The sequence below is a fragment of the Chromobacterium fluminis genome (assembly GCF_011602385.1).
GTDB classification, from domain to species: domain Bacteria; phylum Pseudomonadota; class Gammaproteobacteria; order Burkholderiales; family Chromobacteriaceae; genus Chromobacterium; species Chromobacterium fluminis.
The window spans coordinates 15,883-41,865 of record NZ_JAAOMA010000001.1 but is presented as its reverse complement, the minus strand read 5'-3'; the positions used below and the strand labels follow the sequence as shown (position 1 = coordinate 41,865).

Below are 25,983 nucleotides of genomic sequence, written 5' to 3'. Positions count from 1 at the left end.
GTAGACTAACTCTTGTCATGTGCCCGCCCTGCCGCCTTGCGGCCGGGCCCTTCTGCTCAGGAGGTTGCAAATGGTAAAGCCAGTCCGTCCGGTGCTAGGCATCGAACTCACTTCGTCCACTACTGAAACCCAAGACGTCCATCAGGACGCCTCTCCACTCCCGCCGCTAGGCCCGCGCTCCCGTTACCGGTTTGCCGGCCCCCACGCCAAAGACCTCAGCCTACCCTTCATCCGCCGCATCAAAGGCCGCACCTATCCGCATTACTGGCAGCCGGCCGAGGTCAAGGATGAATGTGAAGCCCGCGCCTTGGGCCATCAGTACGCGGCCCACTTGGCGCAGATGCTGAAACTCAACCGCCAGCACTCCGCGCGCGGCCTGCTGTTCCGCATCGCCAGCGATATGGATTTCAGCCAACGCGGCCACCGCCGCCGCCTGTGCAAGAGCTTCTTCAACTATCTGGAGTTGTTGTTGAACCTGGGGGTGGAGCAGGTGGACTTGCCGAGGCATGTGGAGGCGGTGAACCGCCTCCATCTCAGCCTGGATGAGTTGGAAGCCTTGCCGCGCAAGTTGGGGCGGAAGAAGAAGAGGAGCTAAGCCGAGGGGGAGGAGACAGCCGGCCTCGTGTGCGGGGCTGGCTGTTGTACGGCCTGCTGTGTTTTGTGAGACGCGGCACGGTCAGCGCCACTTCGACGTGCTCATATCCCACTACTACATTTCACTTTCTCCACGGTTTTCGCCTTGTCTCGCCCTTGCTCGCGAGACTTTGAGCAGGCTCTCAGCTTCCAGACCACCGTATTTTGAGAGTGCTCTTATAGCGTTTGACCGGTGGCTTTTCGATAATGACAGGCCAGATACAGCTGTTGACTGTATTTACAGCTTTTATTTTCCGAATTGTCATTGAAAGCGAAATTATGAATAAAGTCGTGCTGCCTGCTTTGCTGGCTGCGGTATTCAGCGTCGGGGCCCAAGCCGACGGTATTCCCACCCCCGGTTCTACCCGCACTTCCGCTGAATGGAATGTTACTGCCGACAAGGATAGCTCGCACGCTATTGAGATCACGGCTAAAAATCCGAATGTGCATTTCTTGTACAGCCCGATTTCCAAAACCATTGAATCCAAGGATCTGGATTTTGATATCCGCATGCTGAATTCGGATGAATACAATATCAGCGGTTATAAGGTAAAAGCCTCCTCGGTACAGCATCAACTGAGCCATACCGCTTCCATCGGTGAAATGGATTTTGATCTGAGCGTGACGGATCATGCCGGCAAGCAGGTGAAACTGAAGGCCGAGCCGCAGGACCTGGATGGTTTGGCCGGGTTTGGCGAATTTGTGAAAGTGGCGGCTATTGCCGGCGAGAGTAAGGGCACTTCGCAGTTGAAAGCGGAATTTGTCAGCGGCAAGGACGCCAATGGCGCCATTGTGACCGACGCTTCCAAGCTGAGCGATGGCCAGTATGTGGGCAAATTCGACTTGATTCTGGACGCCTCCTGGGAGAAAACGCTAAAAGCCGAAGGCGAGAATAGTTAAATCGCCACGCGCTGATTTCTAATCGTAGCGCCAAGAAAAGGGAGCCTAGCTCCCTTTTTATTTTGAGGAATTTTATTGATGTCATGGTGGTTGAGATTTCACGTTTTGGCTTGTTTGCTGCTGCCGGCATGGGCTGGGGCGATTCAGGTTTCCGATATGACTTCTGCGATTCCGTCCGACAAGGGGGAGATCGCGATTCATGTCAGAAACACGGAACAGCGGGCGTCCTTGTTGACGGTGAGCGTGACTCAGGTGGATTCGCCCTATGAGGGCGCGCACGAGGTGAATACCGATGGCGCCAGCATTCAATTCACCCCGGCCCGGATTTTGTTGGCGGCGGGGCAGGATCAGCCAGTCCGTTTTATTTACAGCGGCCCCCGAGATGACCGGGAGCGTTATTACAAAGTGACCTGGAAAAACACCTTGCTGGGTTTGGCGGATGACAGCGCCGGCTCGGAGAAAAGCGGAGATGTCGAATTCCTGACCGGGATCAAGACCAATCTGCTGGTTTTTCCCAAGCGCCAGCATTTTTCTTATGCCTATCAGCGTGGCCGTTTGGCAAACCAGGGCAATGTCTCGTTTCAGGCGATTGCTTACGGGCCGTGCAGGGATAAGCAGCTGGGCGAGGTCTGCAAGGAGCGTTATTGGATCGGCCCGGGTTACGCGGTGAATTTCAAGACCATCGATGTCAGCAAGCACCAAGACAAAGTGATGCTGCAACGGGATGGCAAATTCCTGGAAGCGGAAAAAGAGACGTTGGCAGGCGATGCGTGATGGCGGCGATGGATTCAAAGCGGTTGGGTGAGGCGGAATGAAGTTGGCGCGGCATATCGATCTAATAAACGGGATGGCTTTTTTAAGTGCGCTGGCGTTGGCGGAGATGGCGGTCGCCGATGGCGTTCCGGCCACGGCGGCGGACGCGGTGCGCCGGCCCTTGGCGCAGAAAGTGCAGTTAAACAAGCTTGCCTTGTCGCCGGAGATCAAGGACATGTTGCGCGAGGGCGTCTCCATGCCGTTGGTGGCGCGCTCGGCGGCGCAAAGCTCGGACGAGGGCGTGGTCTCGGCGACATTGACGGTGAAGTTGCTGGCGGATGGCTCGATGCGGCTGGAAAGCGTCAAACCGTTGGTGGCCCAGAAGAAAAGCGTGTTGAGCCCGGCGGCGATCCAGGCCTTGCGGCAGGCGGCGGGGCGGGTGTTTTCGCCCAGCGGCGAGTTGAGCATCAGCGCCGACGAGCATTTGCAGCTGGACATGATGGCGATGCGAGTGGATCTGTTTCTGGATCCGGCTGGCTTCGCCATCGATCAGGCCCACCTGCGGGAGTCGGTGTTGCAGGCGCCGTCGTCGGCGGCCTTGTCCAGCGTGCTGAAGTATTCGTTCAACGGCTATAGCTCGCGTAATCAGGGTCGCGGCCATTCCTCGGCCTATCTCACTTTCGACGACACCACGTCCCTGGGGGTCGATCATGTCAATGTGATGGGGTCCGCTTATTTGGACGACGCGGCGTCGGACCAGAGCGTGACGCTGGATCGCCTGATGTATGAGCGGGATATCGACGGCAAGCGGCTGGCGCTGGGCATGGTGGACGGCTGGAATCTGCAAAGCCTGGGCAATGTTTCCACGCTGAACGGCAAGCGGATGTACGGCTTTTCCTACGGCAACGCCAGCCAGACCCTGAAGCTGGACGCCAGCCAGTCATTGAATCCCATCGATGTTTATCTGCCGGCCACCGGCGAGGTGCGCATCAAGCGCGAAGGCCGTTTGTTGAACACGCAACGGTTGGGCATGGGCAATCATCGGCTGGACACTTCGCTATTGCAGGCCGGTGTCTACGATGTGGAGGTTGAAGTCCTGATCGCGGGCCAGGTGCAGAGCCGCCGCGTGTATCGCGTCAACAAGCCGGTGGGCGGCTCCAGCCTGCGCGACGGTTTGAATTGGCAGGTCTGGGGCGGCGCCAGCGAGGCGATGTCCCGCTACGAGGGCAATGGCGCTCAGGTGGACGAGGGCGGCGCTTACCGCTCCTTGTTCGGTCTGTCGGTGGGCGCGCTCTGGCATGGGATGGACTGGAATCTGACGCTGTATCAGAACGACAAGACCACGGTGCAAGAAGGCTTCGCCTCCTGGCAGTTGTCCGACGCGGTGCGCGCCAGCCTGCAAAACCTGTTCGCCAGCGACGGCACCCGGCGGCGAGTGGGTACGCTCAATCTGGCGCTGCCCCGCGGTATCGGCGGGGTGTGGCTGACCAGCGAGCGCGGCGAGCAGGGCCGGCGGCTGAATTTCTACGCCCGGGATTACGACTCCGTGGGCGCCAACTTCAATTTGCGCGGCTGGGGCGTCGACGCCGGCTCGCTCAATCTCAGTCACGACAGGGATTTGAGTACCGGCTATCGATACATGCGCAGCGATTATTCGCGGCAGATGTACAACGGCAAATGGGGCAGCGCCCAACTGCAGCTTGGCGCCAGCCGCAACCTGAACGGCAAGACGAGGGATCAGCAGTACTACGCGATGATGACCTTCAACCTGGCCATCGACGGGAATTTCAGCGTGGGCATGTCGCATCGGGACGGCGGCGACACTCTGGACCTGTCGGCCAGCAAATCGTTTGAAGACAGTGTGATCGACGATGCCGGCGTCAATGCCAGCATCAGCCGGGAGGGGGCCGAAGGCCAATCCTCCAGCTTCGGCGCCTATGTCGGTTTCAACGGCCGTTATGGCCAGGGCAATGTGTCCGTGGACGCCGAGCAGGACAGTCGCAGCGCCAGCGTCAATATGCAGGGCGGCCTGGCCTGGGGCGCGGGCGCCCTCGCCGCCGGCGGCGGGCAGGACGAGGCCGGCATCGTCGTTGATGTGCCGGAGACGCCGGACGGCGCGCTGGAGGCGGTGCTGAACGAGCAGACTTACCGCTTGCTCCAGGGCCGCAACTGGATCGCGCTGCCGGCCTACAACACTTACCACTTCTATGTGCGCGACGCGGAAAGCGGCAAGGCCAGCTACGACGTTTCCGAGACGGACCACGAATACACGCTCTATCCGGGCAATGTGGTGCGGGTGACGCCCAAGGTCAAACAGATGGTGACGGTGTTCGGCCAGCTGGCCGCCGCCGACGGGAGCCCGCTGCGGCATGTCACGGTGCGCAATCATATCGGCCAGGCTCAGACCGACGAGCAGGGCAACTTCGCCATCGACGTGGACCAGCACCATCCGGAAGTCAGCGTGGAGCCCGACGCGGCGGAACGTTTCCGGGTCAGCCTGGACTTGAAGCACGCCGGCGCCACCGCCTGGCTGGGCAAGATTGTCTATGGCCGGGACCCGCAGCGTGTCTACGCGCCCTTGCGCGAAGACGAAGGTTGAACCGGCTTGATCGAGAGACTTTGCACAGGCTTTTACCCCCATTCCAGCAGGATAGACGGATCAAAATGAAACCATGGATTTTCCCCCTGATATTGATGGCCGGCATCGGCGCGGGATTGGCGCAGATGTCGCCGGCCAGCGTGCCGCGGCTTCCGCTCCTGCCGGTGATCGGCATGCGGCCGGCGCCGATTCCGGCGCAGCCGCCGGCGTCCTTGGGCCGGCAGGAATGGCGCAGCCAGCAGGATGTGATCCTGATTGAAGACCGGCTGGCCGGCACGCAGTACCTGAGCACCTTGGGCAGCAGCGGCGGCATCCTGCCCGGCAGCCAGCCTCAGGCTATTTTCGGCGCGCGCGCGCCACGGGGCGGCGCCAAGAAAGTCGCCACCTGGTATACGCACAAGCCGGATGCCCAGGTGCGGGAAATCAGCCAGTTGCAGCCCTTGCCGGCTTTTCGCGGCATGGCGGATTCGCATGGCGCGACCGTCGGCCTGAGCGGGGACGTCTTCCGGCCGGCGCAGGGCCGTCAGGTCAACCCGGTGCTGAGCGAATTGGCCTTCGACACCATCGCGAAGGCGGCGCCCGGCGCGTCGCGCGAGTTGTCTTTCGTGGAAACGCTGGCCGGCGGCGACGAGCGCCGCTTCGTCACGCAGGTGAGCAAGCGCGCCCACCTGATCCTCAATCCCGCGCCGGTCAATAGCTGCCGCAATGAAACGGTGGAGGGCGCCGCCGGCAAGCTGTGCGTGTTGCGGACCATTGCGGGTCAAAGCAATGCCAGCAGCGGCGGCGATCTGATGTTCACCGTGCGCGCCAAGATGGTGGAAACGCCCAAGGCCCGCTTCAGGGTGGGCGGCGAGTGGCGCCATATCAACGACAGCGTGCCCATCGCCGCTTTCGCCCGCGCCAGGACGGTGGAGGTCTTTTTTGTGCCGCCGCCGGCGGAGCAGCGCCAGGCGTTTATCGCGGCGCATCCCAAAATCCGCCTGGACACCTTGGTGGAGGCCGGTTTTTACTCGCGTTCGCGTTTGTTCCACGGGGACCGCTTCAATCTGCAACTGCCGGCGATGGGCGGGGAGCGGCCGTTCGTGCATAAGCGCTATTCGCGGCTGGGCCTGCTGCTGATCGATGATCAGTCCAGCGGCCGCCAGTACGTCACCACCGTCAACGGCAGCCAGGACCAGGCCATTTATGGCGAGCGCCATCCGCAAAACGGCACCCGCGCCGCCGCTTGGTATCTGGAAAGCGGCGCGCGGCCGCCCTTGTTCGCGCTGCAACAACTGGGCCATGCCAGCCCCATCGGCGGCTTCGCCGGTTTTGCCGACGCGCAGGGCCAGATACAGAGCGGGGTCAGCGCCGCGGCGCCTTTTCTCAATCCGGTGTTCAGCGAGAGCGCGTTCGCCGTTTTGCTGCATCAGCCCTTGGGCGGGCAGCGGCGGCTGACGGTGGAAGGCCTGCGCAGCGGCGGGGAGACGGTGGCTTATCAAGTGAATGCGAGCCAGCAGGCCAGGCTGACGTTGGCCGCGCCGGTAGAAACAGCATGCCGGCCGGACTTGGTGGACGGCGTGGCCGGCCAGCGCTGCGTGCTGCGCCGGCTGGAGATGCGGAGCCGGGCGGGCGGCGATATCCGTCTGCTGGTCCGCGCCAAGCGCCCGCTGCCGGGAGGCCGTTTTCGCGCGGGCGGGCCATGGCATAACTTGGGCGAAAGCGTGGCGGTGGCCGAGTTGGCCGGCGCCAGTCGGCTGGAGTTGTTTTTGCCGGCCGCCGACGGCTTGCTGCGCGGGGCGTCGGCGCCCGTCGGGGGGCAGCCTTTGTCCACGCTGGTGGACGCCTATTTCTATTCCAGCGGCCGCCAGCAGCAGGGAGATCGCTTCCCGCTGAGCCTGCCGCAAAGCTATTTGCCGACGCCGGTCGCCGGCGTCGGCTCGCTCAAGCTGCTGACGATAGAGGATCAGCCCAGCCAGCAGCACTACCTCACTACCTTGCAAGCCGAACCCGGACAAAGCCTGTACGGTGCGCGGCGGCCGCGGGCGGGCCAGCGCGCCGCCACCTGGTATGTGGACGCGGGGACGGCCAGCGTGCGCGGCGGCGAGCTGCAAGCCAAACAGGCGCTGCCGCTGGCCTTCATCGCCGGTTTCTCCGATCGCGAGGGGCGGGTCAGCCTTGGCCGCGCGATGCGGCAAGTGGGACAAATCCACCCGGTGTTCAATGAGCGCGCCTTTGCCGAATGGCTGCGCCAGCCCTTGGGCGGCCGGCAGTTGCTGACGCTGGAGGCGGAGCGCGGCGGTCAGCCGGTGACGGTGCGGGCGCAGGCGGAAAAAAGCGCGGCCTTGAGGCTGGGGCCGCCGTTGTCCGGCTGTCGTCCGGAGACGGTGGACGGGATCGAGGGACGGGTCTGCGCGCTGCGCTCGGTGGAGGACGAGTCCCAGGCCAAGAGCGGCGGCGCTGTCCGCTTCAGTATTCGCAGTCGGCAAGCGCTGCCCAAGGCGCGCTTCCGGGTGGGAACGCAGCCTTGGCATCGGCTGGGCGAGAGCGTGGAGGTGGCGCAGTTCGCCGGCGCCAAGGCGGTGGAGCTGTTTTTGCCGCCGGCCGGCCGCGGCCGCCGAGCAGAGGCGATGGAGGCGGTGTTCTACTCCGGGGAGCGCGACGATGTGCTGACGCTGCCGCTGGAGGCGCCCCAGCCGACGCAGCGGGGCGGCGAGGTGGGTTTCGTTTTTGGCACCCGCCACGAGGGGGTGATGAAGACGGTGCCGGCGTCGATTACGCTGGTGTTGAATGAGCAGGTGGTGGCGGGCGGTCCGGACGAGATCCGCTTTGGCGACGTCAGCGACTCGGTGTTGGAGAAAAAAGCGCATGTGCGGTTTTCGCCGGCGATTCTAGGCGAAAAAGACATCAATCTGCTTGAGCCTTTGATGCTGCCGGTGGGCACCCAGGCGCTGACCTTCGAGTTCAAGCATGCCTGCTTTGGCAAGCCAGGCTGCACCATCGATCAAAACGCCAACACCAAGAGTGTCGATGTGAGCTTCAACGGTCAAAAACCACCGGACTGGTTCCGCTGGTTTGAGAAGAATGAAGCGAGGATCACGAATGTCAGCGTCAACCCGGATATGGTGAGCACGGCTTTGAAGACCGAGGTCGAGTTTGCTATCGATATCATCGATGGGCCTGGCGCAGGGATGAATGACCACAAGTTGGAGTGTGATCTGCACCTTACCGACCAGCTGTTTGGCGATCCCGACGCCGTCGAGCTTAGGGATAATAATGGCCAATATATTGGCATGCTGCCCTTGAAGGGACGCCAAACCTTGCACATTCTTCCCGCCCAGCATCCGTTCCCGGTGAGATTCAAGCTCCGAACCCAGACCGGGGGCAATCCAGGCCTTAAAACCGTTTCCTGCGAATACAACTATTCCGGCTGGTCTTATGCCGCGGTGAATGCCGTCACGGAGGAGCTGAAGCTGGTCTCCATCGATGGCCCGGAAGAAGGCCGGGTTGGGGACGATTTGAAATACAAAATTTTCACCAAAGGGGTGTCCCTCGGCGGCCACGATCTGACTGTCACCGTGGCGGGCAAGGGCGTGCCCTGGGGGCTGGAGACGCCCAGGCTGCAGAGCGATGACGGCGAGATCAAGCCCCAGTGCGACAAGGATTGCGTGTTCACTTTGCGGCCCGCCAAGGGCGACCGGGTGTCGCTGGCGCTGGACATCAAGGCCAAGTCGGTGAGCGGCAGCCGCGATGATTACCATATCTCGGTCAATCTCGAGGGGGACAAGAGCCTGGAGAAGGATTTCTCGATTGTGCCTAAGTGGCGGGTGGCGTCGCTGGAGTCCAGTGGCGATGTGGTGGTCAACACGCCGCTGCGCTACCGGCTGCGTTTGAACACGCCGACGGCCGAGGGGCTGACTTTGTGGTTGCGGACCCGGCCGCAGGATGGCGAAGCCGCGGACGATGGTTACCAAGGCGGCAGGGTGACGGTGAAGGATGGGGACAAGGTGCTGACTTCCACGCTGAATACCGGCGACTGGGGCGCGGTGATCCTGCCGCAGGGCAGCGATACCCTGGTGGTGGAGGTGCCGACTCAGGGCTTTGACGATAGCCGGCGCAATACGCGCGGGCTGGAGCTGGGCGCGGTATTGAGCGAAAGCAAGCCGGGCGCGGAGCCGCCCGCCGAGGCCAGGTTCGCCGTGGGTCGGATCTATCAGCCCAAGCCCAGCGTTTCGGTGCTGCCGGCCCGCGAGGGTTCGAATCATGGCGGCGGCTGGGTGGGCGAGCCCAATGGCCGGATCCGGCTGGATTATCTGGTGAGTGCGCAAATGGCCAATTTGCCGCCGTCGGGCACATTGGAACGCGGCGCGGCGCGGCGCTATTTGAGCCAACGCAGCCTGGGCGCGGTCAAGGCGGTGCTGTCGCTGGACAACCAGCACGGCGCCAGCCAGCGGGAAGGGATGTGCCGCTTCGCCTTGAAGGACGATGAGCGGCAGGGCGTGCTGTTCCCGGCCTGGGTCGCGTTCGACGCCGCCGCCGGCGGCGGCCGGCTCGAAGCGGACAATTGCGCCGGCACGGTGCAACACGATCTGAGCGCGGGCGCCTGGCTGGACGACGGCAGCGATCCCGCCCAGGGGTTGGAGAAGCGCAAGCTGCCGTTCAGCGTCTTGTTCCCGTTGGACGACCCGGTGTCGTTGCAGACGATGCAGGGCGCGCCGTGGTACGGCCGAGCGCTCGGCGCGGGCGCGGTGCGGGTGGAGATGGGCCTGGAACTGGCCAAATAAGCCGGCGGATGCGCGCGGCCGTCATGGTCCGGCGCATCGGCGGAAGGAAACAAAGATGGTTATGAGTATACGAAAGGCCTTGCTGGCGTGGCTGTGCGCTTTGCCGGCCATGTCGGCTTGGTCCTTGCAGATGGCGCCGGTGATCGAACTGGATGCGGACAACAATGAAATGAGCGTTGAGTTGAAGAACGATTCCCGCCAACCGCACCGCTACCGTATTGGCTTGCGACCGCTGGCCAGCCTGGAGGGCGCCGCCGCAGAGGCGGAAGACGCCTCCACCGTGGCGCTGACCGTGGCGCCGGCGAGGCTGACGCTGCGGGCCGGGGCCAGCGGCGCGATCAAGCTGCGCTATCGCGGCGCGGCGATGGAGACGCGGGAACGCTATTACCGCTTGCTCGTGGAGGAGGAGGCGACGGCCGCCGCCGCGCGGAACGTGCGCGGAACCGGGGCATGGACGGATTACCCGGTCTCGTTGGGAAGCGTGTTGATTGTCCGGCCGCGCGCGGCCTATCTGGATTTCCATTTGGAAGGCGGCGTTCTGCGCAATACCGGCAACGCGGCTTTCTGGCTGTTGCAGGACGAGGCCTGCGGCGGCAAAGCCGGCAGCACCAAGATACAGGCGCCGGGTAGCGCGGCGCGGTTGGCGCCGCTGACGGGACGCTCGCTGGTGCGGGTGGGCCTGGGGGATGAGATTCGGGTGGTGTTGGATCAGTGCGCAGGCCGGCAGGGCTAAGAGCCTGTTTACGATCTTTTCAGACCGAGGATGTCGCTCAAGGCAAGGCATTGAATCCGCTGCGCGGATGATGATTTTGATTGCCGGGGCTGCCCGGCGGGCAGGAAGGGGAATTTGCTCGGTCAAATTCCCCTTCACCCCAAAGGCCGCCCTGCAAGCCTGGCCTGCGGCTTCCCGCCGGGTCCCGTCAGGCCCGAGGCGCGGCTGAACTCGCGATTTGCTAGCGTCAAATCGCTCGAACAGGCAGCCGCTTAAGACCTCGGACCTGCCACCCGACGGCAGGCTTGAAGGGACCCGGGGCGCGTCGGATACGCGGCTTCCTGCGCACCAAACCGTGTTTCAAAGCACAGACAAAAGATCGTGAACTGGTTCTAATAACCTGTTTACGATCCGCTGCGCGTCGGCGATACGGTGTTGAAAACCGCTTCTAGACGCTGCGTTCCGGCTTAGTCGCCTCGGGCGGAGGCGTCCCGGCTTTGCCATTGCGCCAGCGCCTGCTCGAATTCACGATGCCAGGCCAGCAATACCTCCTCGCTAGGAGGTTCGCCTTCCGCTTGCAGCGTTTGTTCCATCCGGGCGGCCAGCCGCGTCAAAGGCTCCGCGCCCACCGTCAACGCGCCGCCCTTGAGCCGGTGCACGTGGTGGAGCATGATTTCTGGCAGTTGGTCGGCGACGGCTTGCCGGAACTGGAGCAAATCCCGTTGCGCGCTCTGACTGTACAGCCGGGCAAGGTCCAGCGCCGAAGCGGGCAAGGGCAGCGGTGTCGGCGCGATGTCTTCCGTCATGAACCACAGACGTAAAATGTCCTCAAGATCCTGCAAGCTGAGCGGCTTGGACAGCATGCCGTCCATGCCGCTGGCGATGCAGCGGTTCTTGTGCGCCAGGTCGCTGATCGCGGAGACGGCGATGATGGGGGTGAAGGGCAGGTCCCGTTCCGACTCCAACTGCCGGATCCGTCTGGCGGTTTCGTAGCCGTCGATGCCGGGCAGATTGCAGTCCATCAGGATCATCGCGAAGGTTTCGCCTTGTCGCAGCCGCTGCAAGGCGGTTTGGCCGTCTTCCGCGATGATGGCGACACAGCCCAGTTGCGCGAGCTGCCGACGGATGGCCTGCTGATTCATCTCCATGTCCTCCACCACCAGCAGCCGATGAGACGGCAAGGCGTCGGGCGTGGAACGGGAGGGGAGCGCCGTCGCGTCGGCGGCGTCGGGCTCCGCAATATCGACGTGCAGGACAAAGCTGATGGCGGTGCCCTTGCCCTCGGCGCTTTCCAGCAGAATGCTGCCGCCCATCAGTTCGATCAGCTGTTTGCAGATGCTCAGGCCCAGGCCGCTGCCGCCGTAGCGGCGGCTGGTGGAGCGTTCCGCCTGGCTATAGGCGTGGAAGAGTTTTTCCTGTTGAGCCTTGGCGATGCCGACTCCGGTATCGCGCACGGTGACCAGGAGCTTCCCGGATTTCGCGCTTTGCAGATTGAATTGCATCAAGAGCGCCACTTCGCCGCGATCGGTGAATTTGATGGCGTTGGAGAGCAGATTGGTCATGATCTGACGCATGCGCATCGGATCCAGAATCAACAGGCGGTTTTCCAGTCCGTCCGCCGCCAGGGTCAGTGCCAGCCCTTTGCGGCTGGCGCTCAGGCGTTGGCTGTCGCTGATTCCTCTGGCCAGTTCCAGCAGATCGGTGGGCAGTTTTTCCAGCGCCAAGTGCCGCGCTTCCAGCTTGGCGGTGTCCAGCACATCGTCCAGCAGTTCCAGCAGGTTGAGGGCGGAGGAGCCGGCCAGCGCGGCGAGCTCTTGTTGCTGCCTGCTTTGCCGGGTTTGTTGCAAGAGCTCGATAGCGGCGAGAATCGCATTCATCGGCGTCCTGATTTCGTGGCTCATCATGGCGATGAATTTCGATTTCGCCTCTTCGCTGGCCACGGCCCGGCGCTTGGCCCAACGTGCCTGCGTGAACAGGAAGAGCATGACCGACAGCACGCAGAGCACCAGCAGGATTTCCGGCAGGTAGTAGCGGCTGATCTGATGCATGGAGGGTTTGCCGAAGTCGATGTCGGCTACCCAATCGTCAAAAATCTCGTCGGTTTCGGATGGGCTGAGTTGCAATAGGGCTTTATCGATGATGGAGCGCAGCTCCGGGTATTGCTGCGCCACTTTGATGTTCAGGCCGGTGAACATTTCCGGCATGGTGCCGGAGATTTGCAGCGTTTTGGGGAAGCGCCCTTGCAGTACCGGGCGAAAGACGATCTCCGCGCCGATGGCGGCGAACACCTTGTCGTCTGCGACGGCTTTCAAAGCCGCCACTGGGTCGTTGATCAGCACCAACTTCAAATACGGGTAGTGCGCGCGCAGATACTGCTCGTAGCCGCCCCCTCCCTTGACCGCTACGGCTTTGTGCTCCAATTGGGACGGATTGAACAAACCCTCGGCGCCGGCTTTGGTGATGATGATGGTGGCGGTGGAGGCATAGGGCTGGCTATTCAGCAGCGGGATGCCGTATTCCTTGGGAATCAGCTGCGTCGCGCCCATAGTGGCCAGATAGATCTGGCCGCTTTTCAATTTGCCTATCATGTCCTGAGTGTTTTTCGTCGAGACTAATTGAAATCGCAGGCCGCTCTTCTTGGCAATGGCTTTCAGGTAGGCGCAACTCAGTCCCTTGTGACTGCCGTTTTCAATGTATTCCAATGGCCAGTAAGGATCGATGGAATAGTATATGGTGGGGTGTTGTTTGATCCAGGCGGCTTCTTCCGCGGTATAGGGAGGTGATTTCGCCTGGCTGGTCGCGCTGGAAGCGTACAAACAGAAAATAAGCAGCGCCGGCCCCGTGATGGCATAGAGCGTAGTATTAATGACATGGCGCAGAATCGTGGCGATAAAGGGTAGATTAAATCGTTTAGCTGTATTTTTTGCCATGCGACCGCCATATTGAATGTGTTTGCTTGGACATTATAGTCGGTCTGGCCGTTTTGGCGATGCGGCGCTCTCGAAAACAATGGATTACAATGTGGCTAGTCTACCTGGTAAATAGGCGTTAAGAGCGTGTTTGTGATCACGCGAGATAGGGCAAAACGGCTGAGAAAGCGGAGTGTCATTGCGGCGCATGGAGATTTAGATGCGGTTTTTAACGCGGTATTGTCGATGCGTAGCAGATTGCCAGCAGGTTTTAGCGAACGCCATAGACGTGAGAGTGATCTTGTTGGCGAGAATTTGTCGAGGCATTTAGTTTTTTGAGAAACAGATGTGCAAGCGGGTATGGATTTGTCTTTTTTGTTTTTTGAAAAATACCCATTTTGCCTGATTGTTATTTTTCATGACGTTTGTTGCCAAGAGTCCATCGTTTTGCCATGTTTTGCCATTTATAAAGGGTGGTGTTTGAAATGTTGTGGCGAGTTTTGAAGGAATGGAGATCGACGTAGCCGCGGCGCGAAGATTGCGCATGCTGTGTTTGAGTGTATTTTTAAAAGGGCGGACGTTTTAATTGATACAGAAATGATTTTTATTGCCATGGAGGGGGAATGAAGAAAAGAAAAATCAAAGTGATGTTGTTGGATGATCATGAGGTGGTCAGGCAGGGCTTGGGCTTTAGATTGTCGCAGGAGAGCGATATCGTCTTGGCGGGCTGTTTTGGCGACAGCCGCTCTTTTCTGGCGGCGTTGAACCATGACAGGCCGGATGTGCTGGTACTGGATTATGCCTTGCAGCCTCAGGACATGGATGGTTTGAACCTCATCCGCGCCATCCGCGCGCGTTTTCCGGAGGTGGCGATCTTGATCATGTCCTCTTATTACAACACCGCCACGGTGTCCTTGGCCTTGAGGGCCGGCGCGCGCGGTTTTGTCGGCAAGCAGCAGGACCTGGACGAACTGGTGAGGGCGATCCGGGTGGCGGTCACCGGGCGCGTCTATCTGACGGCGGAAATGGCCTTGGAACTGGCGCAGGCCCAGCAGGCGGACAGCGTGCCGGCCGACAGTTCCACGCATGCGCCGGACGCGATGGACCGGGTGGTCCGCCTGTCCGCTTTGTCGCCGCGGGAGATGGAGGTGCTGCGTTGCTTTTTGGACGGGATGACGGTCAGCGAAATCGCCGATAAATTTTCGAAAAGCATCAAGACCATCAGCGGGCAAAAGCAGGCCGCAATCAAGAAGCTGGGTTTGAAATCGGACCACGAGCTGTATTTCATCAAAGACGAAATCAAATAGAAGGGCGGGTCGCCCTTCGTCGCGGCCCGCCCGCGTTCAATCCCGCCCGGCCGCGCCGTAGCGCGCGTCCAGTTCGTCGTAGAGCGGCTTGTTGACCAGGCGCTGACGTTCGGCGAACGGGGTCACCAGTTGCGGATCTTCCTGCAGGATGCCGTTGCGGGCCAGCGCGCCCAGCGCTCGCTGCATGCCCAGCACCGCGCCTTGCAACGCGGCGTTGGCGTAAAGCACCAGGCCGTAGCCCAGTTCCTTCAGGTCGGCGGCGCTCAGCGCCGGGGTTTTGCCGCCGATGACGATATTCATCAGCAGGGGGCGGTCGAACAGCGCCGGCAGGCGGCGGATATCGTCCAGTTCGCGAACCGCTTCGATGAACAGCACGTCGGCGCCGGCCTCGGCGTAGCGGCCGGCGCGTTCGATGGCGGCGTCTATGCCGTCCACCGCGCAGGCGTCGGTGCGGGCGATGATCAGCAGGTTTTCATCCTGGCGCGCGTCCGCGGCCGCCTGCAGCTTGCCGCACATCTCGGCGGCGCTGATCAGGTTCTGTCCGGCGAAATGGCCGCATTTCTTGGGAAGTACCTGATCCTCCAACTGGATGGCGTCGGCGCCGGCGCGTTCGAGCACGCGCACGGCGCGGCGCACATTGAGCGCGTTGCCGAAGCCGGTGTCGGCGTCGACGATGACGGGGATGGACACCGCGTCGCGGATGGCGGCGGTCTGGTCCGCTACTTCTTTCAGGCCGACGAAGCCCAGGTCGGGCAGGCCCAGCTGCATATTGGTCAGGCCGGCGCCGGTCAGGTAAAGCGCGCCGAAGCCGAGGTCTTCGACGATGCGAGCGCTCAATGCGTTGTAGGCGCCGGGCACCAGCAGGCCGGAGCGGCTTGCGATCAGACTGCGCAGGACGTGTTTGCTGTTTTGCGTCATGTTTGCGGTTCCAGAGTGGCTAGGGGATGGGTTTGATGGTACTGGCCGCGCCGTCGATCAGCGGCGTGCCGTGGTGTGCCTACGTGAACGGTGCGCGCTTGCGCTCGTTTTCGCCTTGTCTCGTCCGTGTTCGAGAGCCATTGAACAGGCTCTAGTCCCGAGGCGGCGGCGACCCCGGTGGCGAAGCTGCCCAGGATTTGGCGCAGGGCCTGCGGGTCCTGGCTCATCAGACGGCGATGGCGTAGCCGAAGTCGATTTCGCTGGCGGCCTGGCCGCCGCGCATGCCCCAGTTGTCCGCGGCTTCCTCGCGCAGCAGGATCAGCACCGAGGCGGGCGCGATGTCCAGCAGCGCTGCCAGATCGGCGGCCAGCTTGGCGTAGAGCTTTTTCTTGGTCTCCGGTTTGCGGCCGGCGAAGACGGTGATCTCGATGTGCAGGTAGTCCGGGTCGCCGCCCGGCGGCAGCAGATCTTCCGGCGCGAAGCGTTGATAGCGCGCCTGCAGCTCTTCGTCGCTGACGCCGAACACGGCGCGCAGCGCGTCGTAGACGCAGTGGATGATGGCTTGGCGCTGGGCCGGCGTGCGAGCGGCGGCGTCTTCGATTCTGACTATTGGCATAGCGGGCTCATTTCGATGGCGGCGGCGGCGGCGAAGGAGGCGGATTGCATTTCGGCGAGCCGGCTCAGCGTGCGGTGGGTGTCCGCCGACAGCGTGGCTTCGCGCAGCATGGTTTCGATAGGGCGTTCTGAAATCAGCAATAGACGCTGGCGGCGGTCGTAGAGCACGTCCACCAGCCAGATGAAGCGGCGCAGGCCGTCCGCCTTGTTCAACTGGGCCTGGGCAATGTCGGAGACGACGACAGTGTGCCAGCGTTCCGACATTTCCAGGTAATCCAGATGCGAGCGCGGGCCCAGGCAGAGGGCTTCGAAGTCGAACCAGACGCAGTCCGGGCTTTGCGCCCGCGCGGACAGCGGCCGGCCGGACAGCGAGACGGCGGCGGCGGGGCCGACGGTCCTGCCCTGCTCTTGCAACCGGCGGCGCAGGCGTTGTTCGGCGTCCGAGCCGCAAGGGTGCAGATAGTGTTCGCCGGCGGCGGCTTCGCGGTAGCGGTAGTCGCGGTCGCCGTCCAGGTGCAGCACCTGCATGTGGCGCTGGATCAGCGCGATGACCCGCAGCGCGTAGCGGTGCAGTTGCGGGTCAGGCAGCAGTTGCTCCGGCGCGTAATTGGAGGTCAGGATCACCAGTACCCGTTCTTCCAGCAGCACGGTCAGGAAGCGCTCCATCAGGATGGCGTCGGCGATGTCGTGCAGATGGAATTCGTCCAGGCAGAACAAGCGGCTTTGGGCGGCCACGCGCCGCGCCAGCGCGGGCAGGTAGTTGGCTTGCTCGCCGCCGGCCTGGGCCAGGCCGCGGTGCAGGTCGCGCAGGAACTGGTGGTAATGGATGCGTTGCGCCGGCGCGGTGGACAAGGCGAACAGTCCGTCCATCAGCATGGTCTTGCCGCGGCCGGGTTCGCCCCATAGATAGGCGCCGGTTTGCGGCGACGGCCGGCGCAGCGGCCAGGCGGGGGCGGTCCGCGTTTGGAGGCGCAGCGCGCCCAGCGCGTCGGCGGCGCGGCGCTGGCCGGGGTCAAGCGCGATGCCTTGATCGATGAAGCGCCGGGCCAGCTCGGAGGGTTCAGCCATGCGCGGGCTCCGCGGTTTCGGCAAATCGCAGCAGCTCCTCCAAGAGCGCGCGCTCTCCGGCTTCGTCGCGACGCAGCAGATGATCCAGCGCCGCTTGCTGATCCTCCGGTTTCTTGTCTTGCGAGAGTTTGAAGCGGCCTTCCTCGCGCAGCACATGAACACGCAGACCGAGGATGTGCGACGCGTTGGCGATGACTCGGGGATCTGCGGCCTCGTACTGGAACGGCGCCTGGGGCGGCTGCAGCCGCTCGCAGGTGTCGCGCAGCGCGCGGCGGGCCGATTCGAGGTCGTCGAGGATTTCGATCTCGGCGTCCATGTGCACCGCAATGTAATTCCAGGTGGGCAGCAAGCGGCTGCGGTAGGCCTCCGGCGGGATATAGCTTTGCGGCCCCATGAACACCAAGCGCGCGGGAAAGCGGCCGCGGCCCTGGAATTGGGGGTTGCGACGGTCTACGTGGCCGAACAGGCTGCGGTCGGCGACGCGGAACAGCGGGATGTGGCTGGCGTGCGGCCGGCCCTGGTGTTCGCTGCTGATCAGCGCCAGCGGGTAGCGGGCGATCATCCGGTCGATCAGCTCGGGGCGGCTACAGCAGTATTCCTGGTAATGGAAAGCGCATGAACTCACGGGGTAGCTTCCTTTGGCGAGCGAGGTTCGGCCGGCGTGAGCCGGGCGCGCCGGCGCCGGTCGTGGGCGATGAGCGCTTCGGCCATCCACTTTAGCAGCGCGCGGCCGCGCAGCGGACGCGGATTGAATGGCAATAGGGCCGGGCCGGCGCCTATCAGTTGGCGCGCCAGGGTTCGGCCCAGCATGAAGGAGAGCGCCAGACCGCGGCCGTTGCAGCCGGTCCAGGCCAGGACGCCGTCGCCGACGCGCCGCAGGCTGGGCAGGCCGGACGGGGTGAGGCCGACTTGTCCGGCCCATAGCCGCGGGGCGGCGTCGAGTTCCAGGCCGAAGACGGCGCGGACGCGCTGGCGCAAGGCGGCGGCGTACTGCTCCGCTTCGGCGTCTGGCCGCAGCGCGAACAGGCCGGTCAGCAATTGGCCTTCCGGCATTTTGCGGAAAAACCACATGTCGCGTCGATTGTCGGAGAAGGGGATGTCGGCGGGCAGCACCCGCGCCTGTTGTTCCGCGCTTAGTTCGAACTGCCCGAGCGCCAACGTCAGCGGCACGCTGTGGCGGGCGACGGCGGCGACGCCGTCGCGGCTGTAGGCGTTGCCGGCCATGAGCACGCGGCCGGCGCGCAGGCTGCCGCGCAGGGTGCGGATCACGTGCATGCCGTCGCGGCTTTCCCGTTCCACCAGCTTGGCCGGACAGCGTTCCAGCAGGATCACGCCGCGTTGGCGGCAGCGCTCGGCCAGGCCGCGCGCCAGCGCCAGCGGGTCGATCTGGCCGCCGTCCTCGAACAGCAGGCCGCCGTGGTAGCCGGCGGCGGCGGTCAGGGCTTGCGCCTGTTCGGCGTCCAGCGCGCGGGCGCGCACGCCCAGCCGTCGCCAGGCCAGGGCGGAGGCCTGCGCGGAGCCGGGGGCGGCGAACAATTGCATCCAGCCTTTGCGGACCGGGCTGGCTTCCGGCAGCGCCAGCAGTTCGGCTGCGGCTTCGCTTAGGCCGGCCAGATAGCTCTCGGCCTGCGGGCCCAGCCAGGCGCGCAGCTCCGACGGGCCGCAGCGCGCCGGCACCGGCACCACGAAGCCGGAGTTGCGGCCGGTGGCGCCGCCGCCGACGGTGTCGGCTTCCAGCACCACCACCGAGCAGCCGGCCTCGGCGGCGGCTAGCGCCGCCGACAGCCCGGTGAGGCCGGCGCCTATCACCGCCAGTTCGCAACTGACCGGCAGCGCGTCGGCTTTGGCCGCCAGCAGCCGCGGCGCGCGCGTCTGCCAGCCGGTGGCGGCGCTCAGCAGAGCGTCAAGCGCGGACGCCGTCATGTCGCGATCCTTGTTCCAGCCGCTCCGTCAGCGATTGCACGATGGCTTGCGAGCGCAGCGCCAGCAGGCTGAAGGAGCCGGCGTCGCCCATGCCGTGAGAGGATTCGCACAGGCCGTTCAGGTACAGCGGCGCGCCGCGGTCGGCCGCGCCTTGCAGCCGCACGCGGTAGTCCAGCGCGATGTCCACGGTGTCGCGCTCGGCGTGCAGCTGCGACGACAGGGTTTCCAGCACGCGCGGCCAGGGTTCGCGCTTGGGGCCGGCGCCCAGGTCGAGGAAGCCGGTGGCCAGCACCACCAGGTCCACGGTTTCGCTAACCGCGTCGCCGCCCAGGAAGTGGCGCAGCCGCAGCGTGACGCCATCGGCGCCCGGCTCGCAGGCCTCGGTCTCCATGCAGGTGAGCAGGGCCAGGCTGTCCTTGTCCTGCAACCGGTTGGCGTATTGTTTGACGTAGAGCTGGTTGAGCACGTCGATGTCGGCGGCCGAATAATTGGTGAACACCAGTTCCTGGCGCAGCCTGGTCTTGTGTTCCGGGCTGGCGGCGAAGAAGGCGTCGACGAAGGCGGGGAAATACACCTCGTCGGAGAAGGGGCTGGTGTCTTTCTGACGGTAGCCGAAGTTGCGGGTGACGCCGACCACGCGCGTCAGCGCCGGCTCGGCGCTGGCGTGCAGCAGGATTTCCACCGCGCTTTGGCTGCCGCCTATCACCGCCACCCGGCCGCCGCCCTTGGCCTTCAATTGTTCCAGCGCCGGCAGGTAGTGGTTGAGGTGAACCACGCGCGGGTCCGGCGCGCGCTGGAACGGTTCCGGGATGTTGGGGGTGCGGCCCGGCGCCAGCACCACGCTGAGCGCCAGGTATTCGCGGCCGTCGGCACACAGCACGCGGTAATGGCTGAGCTCGCCGGCATTGTCGTTGACCGGCAGGATGTCGATGACTTCGCGCTGGTATTCCACCAAGTGCTGGAAGCAGCCGGCGACCCAACTGACGTATTGCGCGTACTCCAGCCGCAGCGGGTAGTGCAGCGGCAGGTTCAGGTGCTGATACAGCCGGTTGTGTTCGTGCAGGAAGTTGGTGAAGGTGTAGCGGCTGCGGGGGTTGCGCGGGGTGACCAGGTCGCGTAGCGGGTGGTTCTGGATGTCCGAGCCCTCCAGCAGCATGCCCGGCTGCCAGACGGCGGAGGGACGCCGTTCCAGGAAGCGCACGGACAGCTGCGGCGCCAGTTCTTCCAGCGCGATGGCCAGCGCGATGTTGGCGGGGCCGAAGCCGATGCCGATGATGTCGTGTACGGTGTGCGTCATGCTGTCGCTCCAGGTTCAGAAGGCCATGGCGGCCGGTGCGTGCGCGGCGGCCGGGGCGGCGGGCCACAGGCTGGTCAGCGCGGTTTCAAAACGGCGGACGATTTCTTCCGCGTCGTCGGCGCTGATGATCAGCGGCGGCAGCAGCCGCATCACCGCGCCGTGACGGCCGCCGCTCTCCAGGATCAGGCCGTGTTCCAGGCAGGCGCGCTTGAGCGCCTTGGCCAGCAAGCCGTTGGCCGGCGGGTGGCCCAGCGCGTCCGGCGCGCCGTTGGGGTCTATCAGCTCCACGCCCAGCATCAGGCCGCGGCCGCGCACTTCGCCGATGCAGGAGAAGCGCGTTTGCAGCGCTTGCAGCCTCTGGCGCAGCAGTTGGCCCACCTCCCGCACTTGCTCCAGCACGCCGGGCCGGCGCAGGTATTCCAGCGTGGCCGCGCCGCTGACCAGGGCGATCTGATTGCCGCGGAAGGTGCCGGCGTGGGCGCCTGGGGCCCAGCGGTCGTATTTTTGGTGGTAGGCCACGAGGGCCAGCGGGTAGCCGCCGCCCACCGCCTTGGACAGGATGACGGCGTCCGGCACGATGCAGGCCCATTCATGGGCGAACATGTCGCCGCTGCGGCCGAAGCCGGTTTGCACTTCGTCCATCACCAGCGGCACGTCGTGGCGCGCGGTGATTTCGCGCAGGCCGCGCAGCCATTCCGCGCTGGCCGGGATGCAGCCGCCTTCGCCCTGGATGGGCTCCACCAGCAGCATGGCCGGTTTGCCGACGCCGCTTTCCGGGTCGGACAGCAGGTTTTCCAAATAGGCCAGCGACAGGCGCTCGGTCTCGGCGGCGTCGGCGCCGAAGGGGCTGCGGTAAGCGTAGGGAAACGGCAGGAACTGGATTTCCGCCGGGTAGCCGCTGACCGCCTGTTTCGGCCCGAGGTTGCCCATCATGCCCAGCGCGCCCATGGTCATGCCGTGGTAGGCGCCCTGAAAGGCCAGCACCGGGCGTCGGCCGGTGGCGGTCTTGAACAGTTTGAGCGCGGCTTCCACCGCGTCGGAGCCGGACGGGCCGCAGAACTGCACCTTGGCGTGTTCTGCGAAGCCGGCGGGCAGCGCCTGATACAGCTGTTCGACGAAGGCGAGCTTGGCCGGGGTGGCGATGTCCAGCGCCTGCTGCAGCTGGCCGGATTGCAGAAAAGCAGCCACCCGCTGTTGGACGAAGGGGTGGTTGTGGCCCAGCGGCAGCGCGCCGGCGCAGGCCAGGCAGTCCAGGTATTCGCGGCCTTCGCTGTCGTAGACTCGGGCCAACTCGCCGCGGCTGATCACGCGATCTATGCCGCGAGCGTAGGTGCGGGCGTTGGATTCGCGCTCGGCCAGCTGGAGGCGGCGGGGTTCAAAGGCGTCCATTGCTTGCTCCCTGTCAGTTCAGCAAGGCCGCGGCGCGCGGCTCGGCGTGGTTTGGCGCGTCGGCGCGCAGGCCCAGTTCCTTGATCCAGCGCCGGTATTCGATGCCCAGCCGGTCGCTGCGAACGTGCATTTCCTGCTGGATGTCCAGCGGCAGCCGCGCCGGGCGTTGCGATTCCACGATCAGCCGGTCCTGCTCGAACACCATGTCCTGGCGGTAGAGGATTTTTTCCTCGCTCAAGTCGGCGCCGAAGTTGATGGCGACGATCAGCCAGATCACGCACTCGGCCTCGTCCACCGGGGTGGCGTTGAGGAAAGTGCAGAAACGCTCGGTGTCGCCGGTTTTCTTGACGAAGTAGGCGGTGGTGGGGTTGAACACCGAGTAGGTGTAGCGCGCGGTGACCGGGATGCCGCGGTGGTCGCCGTAGGGCTGGAACACCGAGATTTCCGAGGTGCGCAGCCCGTGTTCGTCCTTGAACACCTGGTAGTCCGGCAGCGGTTCCGGCGCGTCCGGGTCGCCGTTGAGATTGGCGTGGACGAAGGGGAAGTGCGAGGCGTCGAGAAAGTTTTCCACCGAGCGCAAGGCGTTGCCCATATAGCGGTAGGGGCCGGCGAAGACTTTGCGGAAACTGTCGTCCTCCCATTCCGGGAACACCGGCAGCGGCCGCCGCGGCGCGTCCAGGCTGGCCCAGATCAGGCCGTAGCGTTCTGCCGCGTGGTGACGGAAGATCAGCCGCGCCGACGAGGGCGTGGCCTGGTCCGGGTGGGCCGGCACCCGCGTGCACTGGCCGCCGGCGTCAAAGCGCCAGCCGTGGTAGGGGCATTCGATCTCGCCCTTTTTGACGCAGCCCAGCGACAGCTTGGCGCCGCGGTGGCCGCAATAGTCCTTCCAGGCGTGGATCTGGCCGGCGCCGTCGCGCCACAGCACCAGTTCCTCGCCCAGCAGCCGCACCGCCTTGGGGCGTTCGGCGCTGACTTCGTCGGCGCGCGCCACCACGTGCCATTGGTTCTTCAAGGCCTGGTAGTCCAGACCGGCGCGGTCCCATTTGCCTGCGTACAGCATGCTTGCCTCCTTTCCGGTCCGGTTCACGCGCGGTCGCGGCAAACGCCGTCGAACTGCCAGCCCGGACGCGCCCAGCCGTCCGGCGTGTAGTCGGCCATGCAGTCGTCCACCAGCGCGCGGCATTGCTCCAGCACGCCGCTGCCCTCGCAGTGGCGCAGCATGTCCAGCCGCACCTGCTCGTTGTTGCCGGCGTAGTTGTGCTCGTACAGCTCGTGGCGGCCGCCGAACTCGCTGCCCAGCGCGTCCCACAGCAGCTTGATCAGTTTGAGCCGGTCCACCGCCTCTTGATCGGTGCCCTGGAAGTAGCAGCCGATCAGGTCCTTGAGTTCCGGGTTGGCCAGGTCCAGCCAGCTGGACACCTGCATGATGGGCGAGCCGCCGAGTATGGTGTTGAACACGGGTTTGAGCTGGGACATCATCTGGGTGCCGAAATAGCGCACCGTGGCGGCGGCTTCCAGCCGCGGCACCACCGAGCCGTCGCGGCGCGGTTCCGGGTTGTGGCACAGCGATTCGGTCAGCGACCACATCAGGTTGCGCAGCGCCACGATATCCGCCAACCGGGCGCGCACGCCGCGGAAGCCGTCGCTGCCGTTGGACTCCAGCACCTTGGCCAGCAGGCCGCAGATGAAGTCCATCTTCACCGCCAGCCGGGTGCCGGATTGCAGCGGGTAGCGGTTGAGGAAGCCGGAGGCGGAATAGAAGCTGCGCGCGCGCTCGATGTCGCGGTAGATCAGCACGTTTTCCCAGGGCACGAACACGCCGTCGAAGATCAGCACCGAGTCGTTTTCGTCGAAGCGGCTGGACAGCGGGTTGTCGAAGGGGCTGAGCGCCGCGGCTTCGTAGGAGCGGCGGCAGATAATCTTGAGGTTGGGCGCGTTCATCGGCAGGATGAAGCAGAGCGCGAAGTCCTCCTCGCCGCCCGGCTGGTATTGGGCGGCGCTGTTCTGGGCGACGAAGGTGGCGTTGGAGATGGCGGCGCTGGTGGCCACCATCTTGGCGCCGCGCACGATGATGCCGGCGTCGGTTTCCTTTTCCACGTGCAGGTAAAGATCGCGCATCTCCGAGGCGGCGCGGGCGCGGCCCGCCGGCGGGTTCACCAGCACATGGTTGAGGAACAGCACCTTGCGCGCGCTCTGGCGATACCAGCTCAGCGCGTTGTCGTGGAAGGGCGCGTATAGATGGGGGTCGGATTTCAGCGTGGCGGTGAAGCCGGCCTTGTAGTCCGGGGTGCGGCCCATGAAGCCGTAAGTCAGCCGCGACCAGTGGGCGATGGCGTCGCGGGCTTTGAGCAGGTCCTCACAGGAGCGGCTGGGCATGAAATAGCGATGGGTGCGGTAGCCTTCCGGGTCAATGTCGGTCATCAGCTCCTGGCTGTCCGGGTGGTGCAGCGCCTCGTACAGCCGCGACATCGAGTAGGCGCTGTTGCGGAAAGCCGGGTGCCGGCTGACGTCCGCCACCTTCCGGCCGTAGATGTAGACCTCGCGGCCGTCGTTGAGACTGGCCAGGTACTCCGCCGGCGTCATCATTTCGTTCAATGCAGCATGATTCACTTGGCACTCCTCATCATCGTTGTAAGAGCAGCAAATACATTCCCGGACTGCGGGCGACAGGGAGCCCTCCCGTCAGGGATGAGAGAATCGACGCCATGGGCGTGGTCGCGCGCGGTCGCGGCCGGCGGATGGCTACGGCGGGTATTGCGTAGTGGAGTCCGCTCAGTGGCTGAAGTAACGGCCTAACAGAACAACGCCGGAAAACAGGACGACGGTATTGATCACCCGGATGAATTGTTCGCGGGTCAGTCGCAGGGTGATATGGCGGCCGGCGAACACCCCGCACAACATGGCCGGTGCCAGAATCAGCGCCAGCAGCAGCAGGGAGGCGTCCATATAGACGCCGGCCAGGGTGAACAGCACCACCCGGGTCAGGGTGCTCAGGCCGATCAGCGTGGTCTGGGTGATGCGCAGGTGTTCTTTTTGTTCGATGCGGCCGGATAGATAAATGGCGTAGATGAAGCCGCCGCTGCCGAACAGCGCGCTGAACACGCCGCCCACCAGGCCGAAGGGGACCGCCGCGCGGGGCTGGAACTGCCGCTTGGGGCTGAGGCCGCTGAGCGAATACAGCGAATAGGCCACCACAAACACGCCCAAGGCCAGCAGCAGCGCGTCCGGTCGCGTTTTCAGCAGGATGGCGGCGCCGATCAGGCTGCCGGCCACCATCAGCGGGATCAGCCGCTTCAGTTCGCTCAGGTCCGCCTTGCGGCCATCGCGCAGGATGTTGCTGAAGGCGGCGAACATGTCCATCAGCGCCAGCAACGGCACGATCTTGGATACCGGAATGAAAATGGCCAGCACGGGGCTGGCGACCAGGGCGGTGCCGAAACCGGCCACGCCGAAAATCACGTAAGCAATGGTGACCGCCGCAAAGATGGCGCTCAGGTCCTGCCATGGCAAATCCAGCAACATAGGGGGTTCTCCTGGCCTGCGGGCCACGCTTGAAATATATTCACGGGCGTTGGCCTGACGGCTCCTGCTATTTCTCCGACGGCTATTTTGTATCGACTCAGCCGTTCTCAAGTGTTTGCATCCTACTGATTTGTCATTATGTATGTCAAATGGGAAAGTTTGTCCTTGTAGTATTTGAATTGCATTTAATGATTAATATATTTGTAGAAAAAGTTTTACGCGAGACAACGGCGCTAGTCGGCGAGCCGGGCTCGCCGCGACGGGGCGAGTCCGTTATCATCCGCGGCGGATTAAAGGCGAGGAAGCAAGATGAGCGATGAACTGCAAATCACCGATCTGGTGGAGGGCACGGGCAAGGAGGTGGTCAAGGGCGCCTTGATCACCACGCAGTACACCGGCTGGCTGGAGGACGGCACCGAGTTCGATTCGTCCTACGCGAAGGGGCGGCCGTTCCAGTGCGTGATCGGCACCGGCCGCGTGATCAAAGGCTGGGATCAGGGCTTGATGGGCATGAAGGCGGGCGGCAAGCGCCGGCTGTACGTACCGGCGCGCCTGGCTTACGGCGAGCGCCAGATCGGCGCTCTGATCAAGCCTCATTCCAATCTCTTGTTCGAGATCGAGCTGCTGGAAGTGCTGACCCGCGATGATTGAGGCGGCGCGGCGGACAACAGACCG

Annotated in this window: 19 protein-coding genes; 8 read left to right on the top strand and 11 right to left on the bottom strand. The window is 64.0% G+C overall.

Translation table 11 applies throughout. The annotated features are described in order from the left end of the window. The first annotated feature begins 70 nt into the window (after positions 1-70). The 6 genes from HA052_RS00160 to HA052_RS00135 all read left to right on the top strand — a co-directional run bounded on the left by HA052_RS00160 (position 71) and on the right by HA052_RS00135 (position 10,381). On the top strand, positions 71-595 hold the full coding sequence (locus HA052_RS00160; RefSeq protein ID WP_166450332.1) for a hypothetical protein: 525 nt from the start codon (positions 71-73) through the stop codon (positions 593-595). Between the two features lie 317 nt (positions 596-912). Continuing rightward, positions 913-1,533 (top strand): common pilus major fimbrillin subunit EcpA, encoded by a 621-nt coding sequence (locus HA052_RS00155; RefSeq protein ID WP_166450331.1) that lies wholly within the window; start codon positions 913-915, stop codon positions 1,531-1,533. A gap of 78 nt (positions 1,534-1,611) precedes the next feature. Then, positions 1,612-2,307 (top strand): EcpB family pilus assembly chaperone, encoded by a 696-nt coding sequence (locus tag HA052_RS00150; RefSeq protein ID WP_166450330.1) that lies wholly within the window; start codon positions 1,612-1,614, stop codon positions 2,305-2,307. Between the two features lie 73 nt (positions 2,308-2,380). After that, complete coding sequence (locus HA052_RS00145; protein ID WP_166450329.1) at positions 2,381-4,885, top strand: CS1-pili formation C-terminal domain-containing protein; 2,505 nt, start codon at positions 2,381-2,383, stop codon at positions 4,883-4,885. A gap of 65 nt (positions 4,886-4,950) precedes the next feature. Continuing rightward, entirely contained in the window at positions 4,951-9,648 is a 4,698-nt protein-coding gene (locus tag HA052_RS00140) for a fimbrial adhesin EcpD family protein (RefSeq protein WP_166450328.1), read from the top strand. Positions 9,649-9,709: 61 nt separating this feature from the next. Then, entirely contained in the window at positions 9,710-10,381 is a 672-nt protein-coding gene (locus HA052_RS00135) for a fimbrial biogenesis chaperone (protein WP_166450327.1), read from the top strand. Between the two features lie 446 nt (positions 10,382-10,827). Here HA052_RS00135 and HA052_RS00130 read toward each other — a convergent pair whose 3' ends face one another. Then, a complete protein-coding gene (locus HA052_RS00130; RefSeq protein ID WP_166450326.1) occupies positions 10,828-13,290 on the bottom strand; it encodes an ATP-binding protein in 2,463 nt (820 codons plus the stop codon). A gap of 602 nt (positions 13,291-13,892) precedes the next feature. Here HA052_RS00130 and HA052_RS00125 point away from each other — a divergent pair. Continuing rightward, positions 13,893-14,576 (top strand): response regulator, encoded by a 684-nt coding sequence (locus HA052_RS00125; protein WP_166450325.1) that lies wholly within the window; start codon positions 13,893-13,895, stop codon positions 14,574-14,576. A 36-nt stretch (positions 14,577-14,612) separates the two neighbouring features. Here the strand turns inward: HA052_RS00125 and HA052_RS00120 are convergent, their stop codons facing one another. From HA052_RS00120 to HA052_RS00075, 10 genes are all read right to left on the bottom strand, one after another. Further along, the gene (locus HA052_RS00120; protein ID WP_166450324.1) at positions 14,613-15,494 is read right to left on the bottom strand and encodes an isocitrate lyase/PEP mutase family protein; all 882 of its coding nucleotides are present in this window, start codon (positions 15,492-15,494) and stop codon (positions 14,613-14,615) included. A 226-nt stretch (positions 15,495-15,720) separates the two neighbouring features. Continuing rightward, positions 15,721-16,110 (bottom strand): tautomerase family protein, encoded by a 390-nt coding sequence (locus HA052_RS00115; protein ID WP_166450323.1) that lies wholly within the window; start codon positions 16,108-16,110, stop codon positions 15,721-15,723. Then, entirely contained in the window at positions 16,101-17,177 is a 1,077-nt protein-coding gene (gene zapE / locus HA052_RS00110) for a cell division protein ZapE (RefSeq protein WP_166450322.1), read from the bottom strand. Before zapE ends, HA052_RS00115 begins: the two co-directional genes overlap by 10 nt. Beyond that, positions 17,170-17,802: an FMN-binding negative transcriptional regulator gene (locus tag HA052_RS00105; protein WP_166450321.1), complete on the bottom strand. Its 633-nt coding sequence runs from the start codon at positions 17,800-17,802 to the stop codon at positions 17,170-17,172. Before HA052_RS00105 ends, zapE begins: the two co-directional genes overlap by 8 nt. Further along, positions 17,799-19,100 carry an NAD(P)/FAD-dependent oxidoreductase gene (locus tag HA052_RS00100; RefSeq protein WP_166450320.1) on the bottom strand — a complete coding sequence of 434 codons (1,302 nt, stop codon included), beginning with the start codon at positions 19,098-19,100 and terminating at the stop codon, positions 17,799-17,801. The genes HA052_RS00105 and HA052_RS00100 overlap by 4 nt, the downstream gene beginning before the upstream one ends. Continuing rightward, positions 19,081-20,397: a lysine N(6)-hydroxylase/L-ornithine N(5)-oxygenase family protein gene (locus HA052_RS00095; protein ID WP_166450319.1), complete on the bottom strand. Its 1,317-nt coding sequence runs from the start codon at positions 20,395-20,397 to the stop codon at positions 19,081-19,083. Before HA052_RS00095 ends, HA052_RS00100 begins: the two co-directional genes overlap by 20 nt. Positions 20,398-20,412: 15 nt before the next feature. Further along, on the bottom strand, positions 20,413-21,786 hold the full coding sequence (locus HA052_RS00090) for a diaminobutyrate--2-oxoglutarate transaminase family protein (RefSeq protein ID WP_166450318.1): 1,374 nt from the start codon (positions 21,784-21,786) through the stop codon (positions 20,413-20,415). A gap of 13 nt (positions 21,787-21,799) precedes the next feature. Then, the gene (locus HA052_RS00085) at positions 21,800-22,846 is read right to left on the bottom strand and encodes an aromatic ring-hydroxylating dioxygenase subunit alpha (protein WP_166450317.1); all 1,047 of its coding nucleotides are present in this window, start codon (positions 22,844-22,846) and stop codon (positions 21,800-21,802) included. 23 nt (positions 22,847-22,869) lie between these two features. Further along, positions 22,870-24,396, bottom strand: a complete 1,527-nt coding sequence (locus tag HA052_RS00080; protein ID WP_206118726.1) for a 4-hydroxyphenylacetate 3-hydroxylase N-terminal domain-containing protein — start codon at positions 24,394-24,396, stop codon at positions 22,870-22,872. 162 nt (positions 24,397-24,558) lie between these two features. Further along, complete coding sequence (locus HA052_RS00075) at positions 24,559-25,308, bottom strand: sulfite exporter TauE/SafE family protein (RefSeq protein WP_166450316.1); 750 nt, start codon at positions 25,306-25,308, stop codon at positions 24,559-24,561. A gap of 309 nt (positions 25,309-25,617) precedes the next feature. Between HA052_RS00075 and HA052_RS00070 the strand changes: the two genes are divergently transcribed. Then, positions 25,618-25,959: an FKBP-type peptidyl-prolyl cis-trans isomerase gene (locus HA052_RS00070; protein ID WP_081544831.1), complete on the top strand. Its 342-nt coding sequence runs from the start codon at positions 25,618-25,620 to the stop codon at positions 25,957-25,959. Positions 25,960-25,983: the final 24 nt, after the last annotated feature.

Excerpts from the sequence above, each read along its gene's own strand:
- zapE (WP_166450322.1), bottom strand. The coding sequence starts at position 17,177 with ATGGCTGAACCCTCCGAGCTGGCCCGGCGCTTCATCGATCAAGGCATC.
- HA052_RS00155 (WP_166450331.1), top strand. The coding sequence starts at position 913 with ATGAATAAAGTCGTGCTGCCTGCTTTGCTGGCTGCGGTATTCAGCGTC.
- HA052_RS00085 (WP_166450317.1), bottom strand. The coding sequence starts at position 22,846 with ATGCTGTACGCAGGCAAATGGGACCGCGCCGGTCTGGACTACCAGGCC.
- HA052_RS00075 (WP_166450316.1), bottom strand. The coding sequence starts at position 25,308 with ATGTTGCTGGATTTGCCATGGCAGGACCTGAGCGCCATCTTTGCGGCG.
- HA052_RS00095 (WP_166450319.1), bottom strand. The coding sequence starts at position 20,397 with ATGACGCACACCGTACACGACATCATCGGCATCGGCTTCGGCCCCGCC.
- HA052_RS00135 (WP_166450327.1), top strand. The coding sequence starts at position 9,710 with ATGAGTATACGAAAGGCCTTGCTGGCGTGGCTGTGCGCTTTGCCGGCC.
- HA052_RS00100 (WP_166450320.1), bottom strand. The coding sequence starts at position 19,100 with ATGACGGCGTCCGCGCTTGACGCTCTGCTGAGCGCCGCCACCGGCTGG.
- HA052_RS00120 (WP_166450324.1), bottom strand. The coding sequence starts at position 15,494 with ATGACGCAAAACAGCAAACACGTCCTGCGCAGTCTGATCGCAAGCCGC.
- HA052_RS00160 (WP_166450332.1), top strand. The coding sequence starts at position 71 with ATGGTAAAGCCAGTCCGTCCGGTGCTAGGCATCGAACTCACTTCGTCC.
- HA052_RS00090 (WP_166450318.1), bottom strand. The coding sequence starts at position 21,786 with ATGGACGCCTTTGAACCCCGCCGCCTCCAGCTGGCCGAGCGCGAATCC.
- HA052_RS00125 (WP_166450325.1), top strand. The coding sequence starts at position 13,893 with ATGAAGAAAAGAAAAATCAAAGTGATGTTGTTGGATGATCATGAGGTG.
- HA052_RS00145 (WP_166450329.1), top strand. The coding sequence starts at position 2,381 with ATGGCTTTTTTAAGTGCGCTGGCGTTGGCGGAGATGGCGGTCGCCGAT.
- HA052_RS00070 (WP_081544831.1), top strand. The coding sequence starts at position 25,618 with ATGAGCGATGAACTGCAAATCACCGATCTGGTGGAGGGCACGGGCAAG.
- HA052_RS00140 (WP_166450328.1), top strand. The coding sequence starts at position 4,951 with ATGAAACCATGGATTTTCCCCCTGATATTGATGGCCGGCATCGGCGCG.
- HA052_RS00115 (WP_166450323.1), bottom strand. The coding sequence starts at position 16,110 with ATGCCAATAGTCAGAATCGAAGACGCCGCCGCTCGCACGCCGGCCCAG.
- HA052_RS00130 (WP_166450326.1), bottom strand. The coding sequence starts at position 13,290 with ATGGCAAAAAATACAGCTAAACGATTTAATCTACCCTTTATCGCCACG.
- HA052_RS00150 (WP_166450330.1), top strand. The coding sequence starts at position 1,612 with ATGTCATGGTGGTTGAGATTTCACGTTTTGGCTTGTTTGCTGCTGCCG.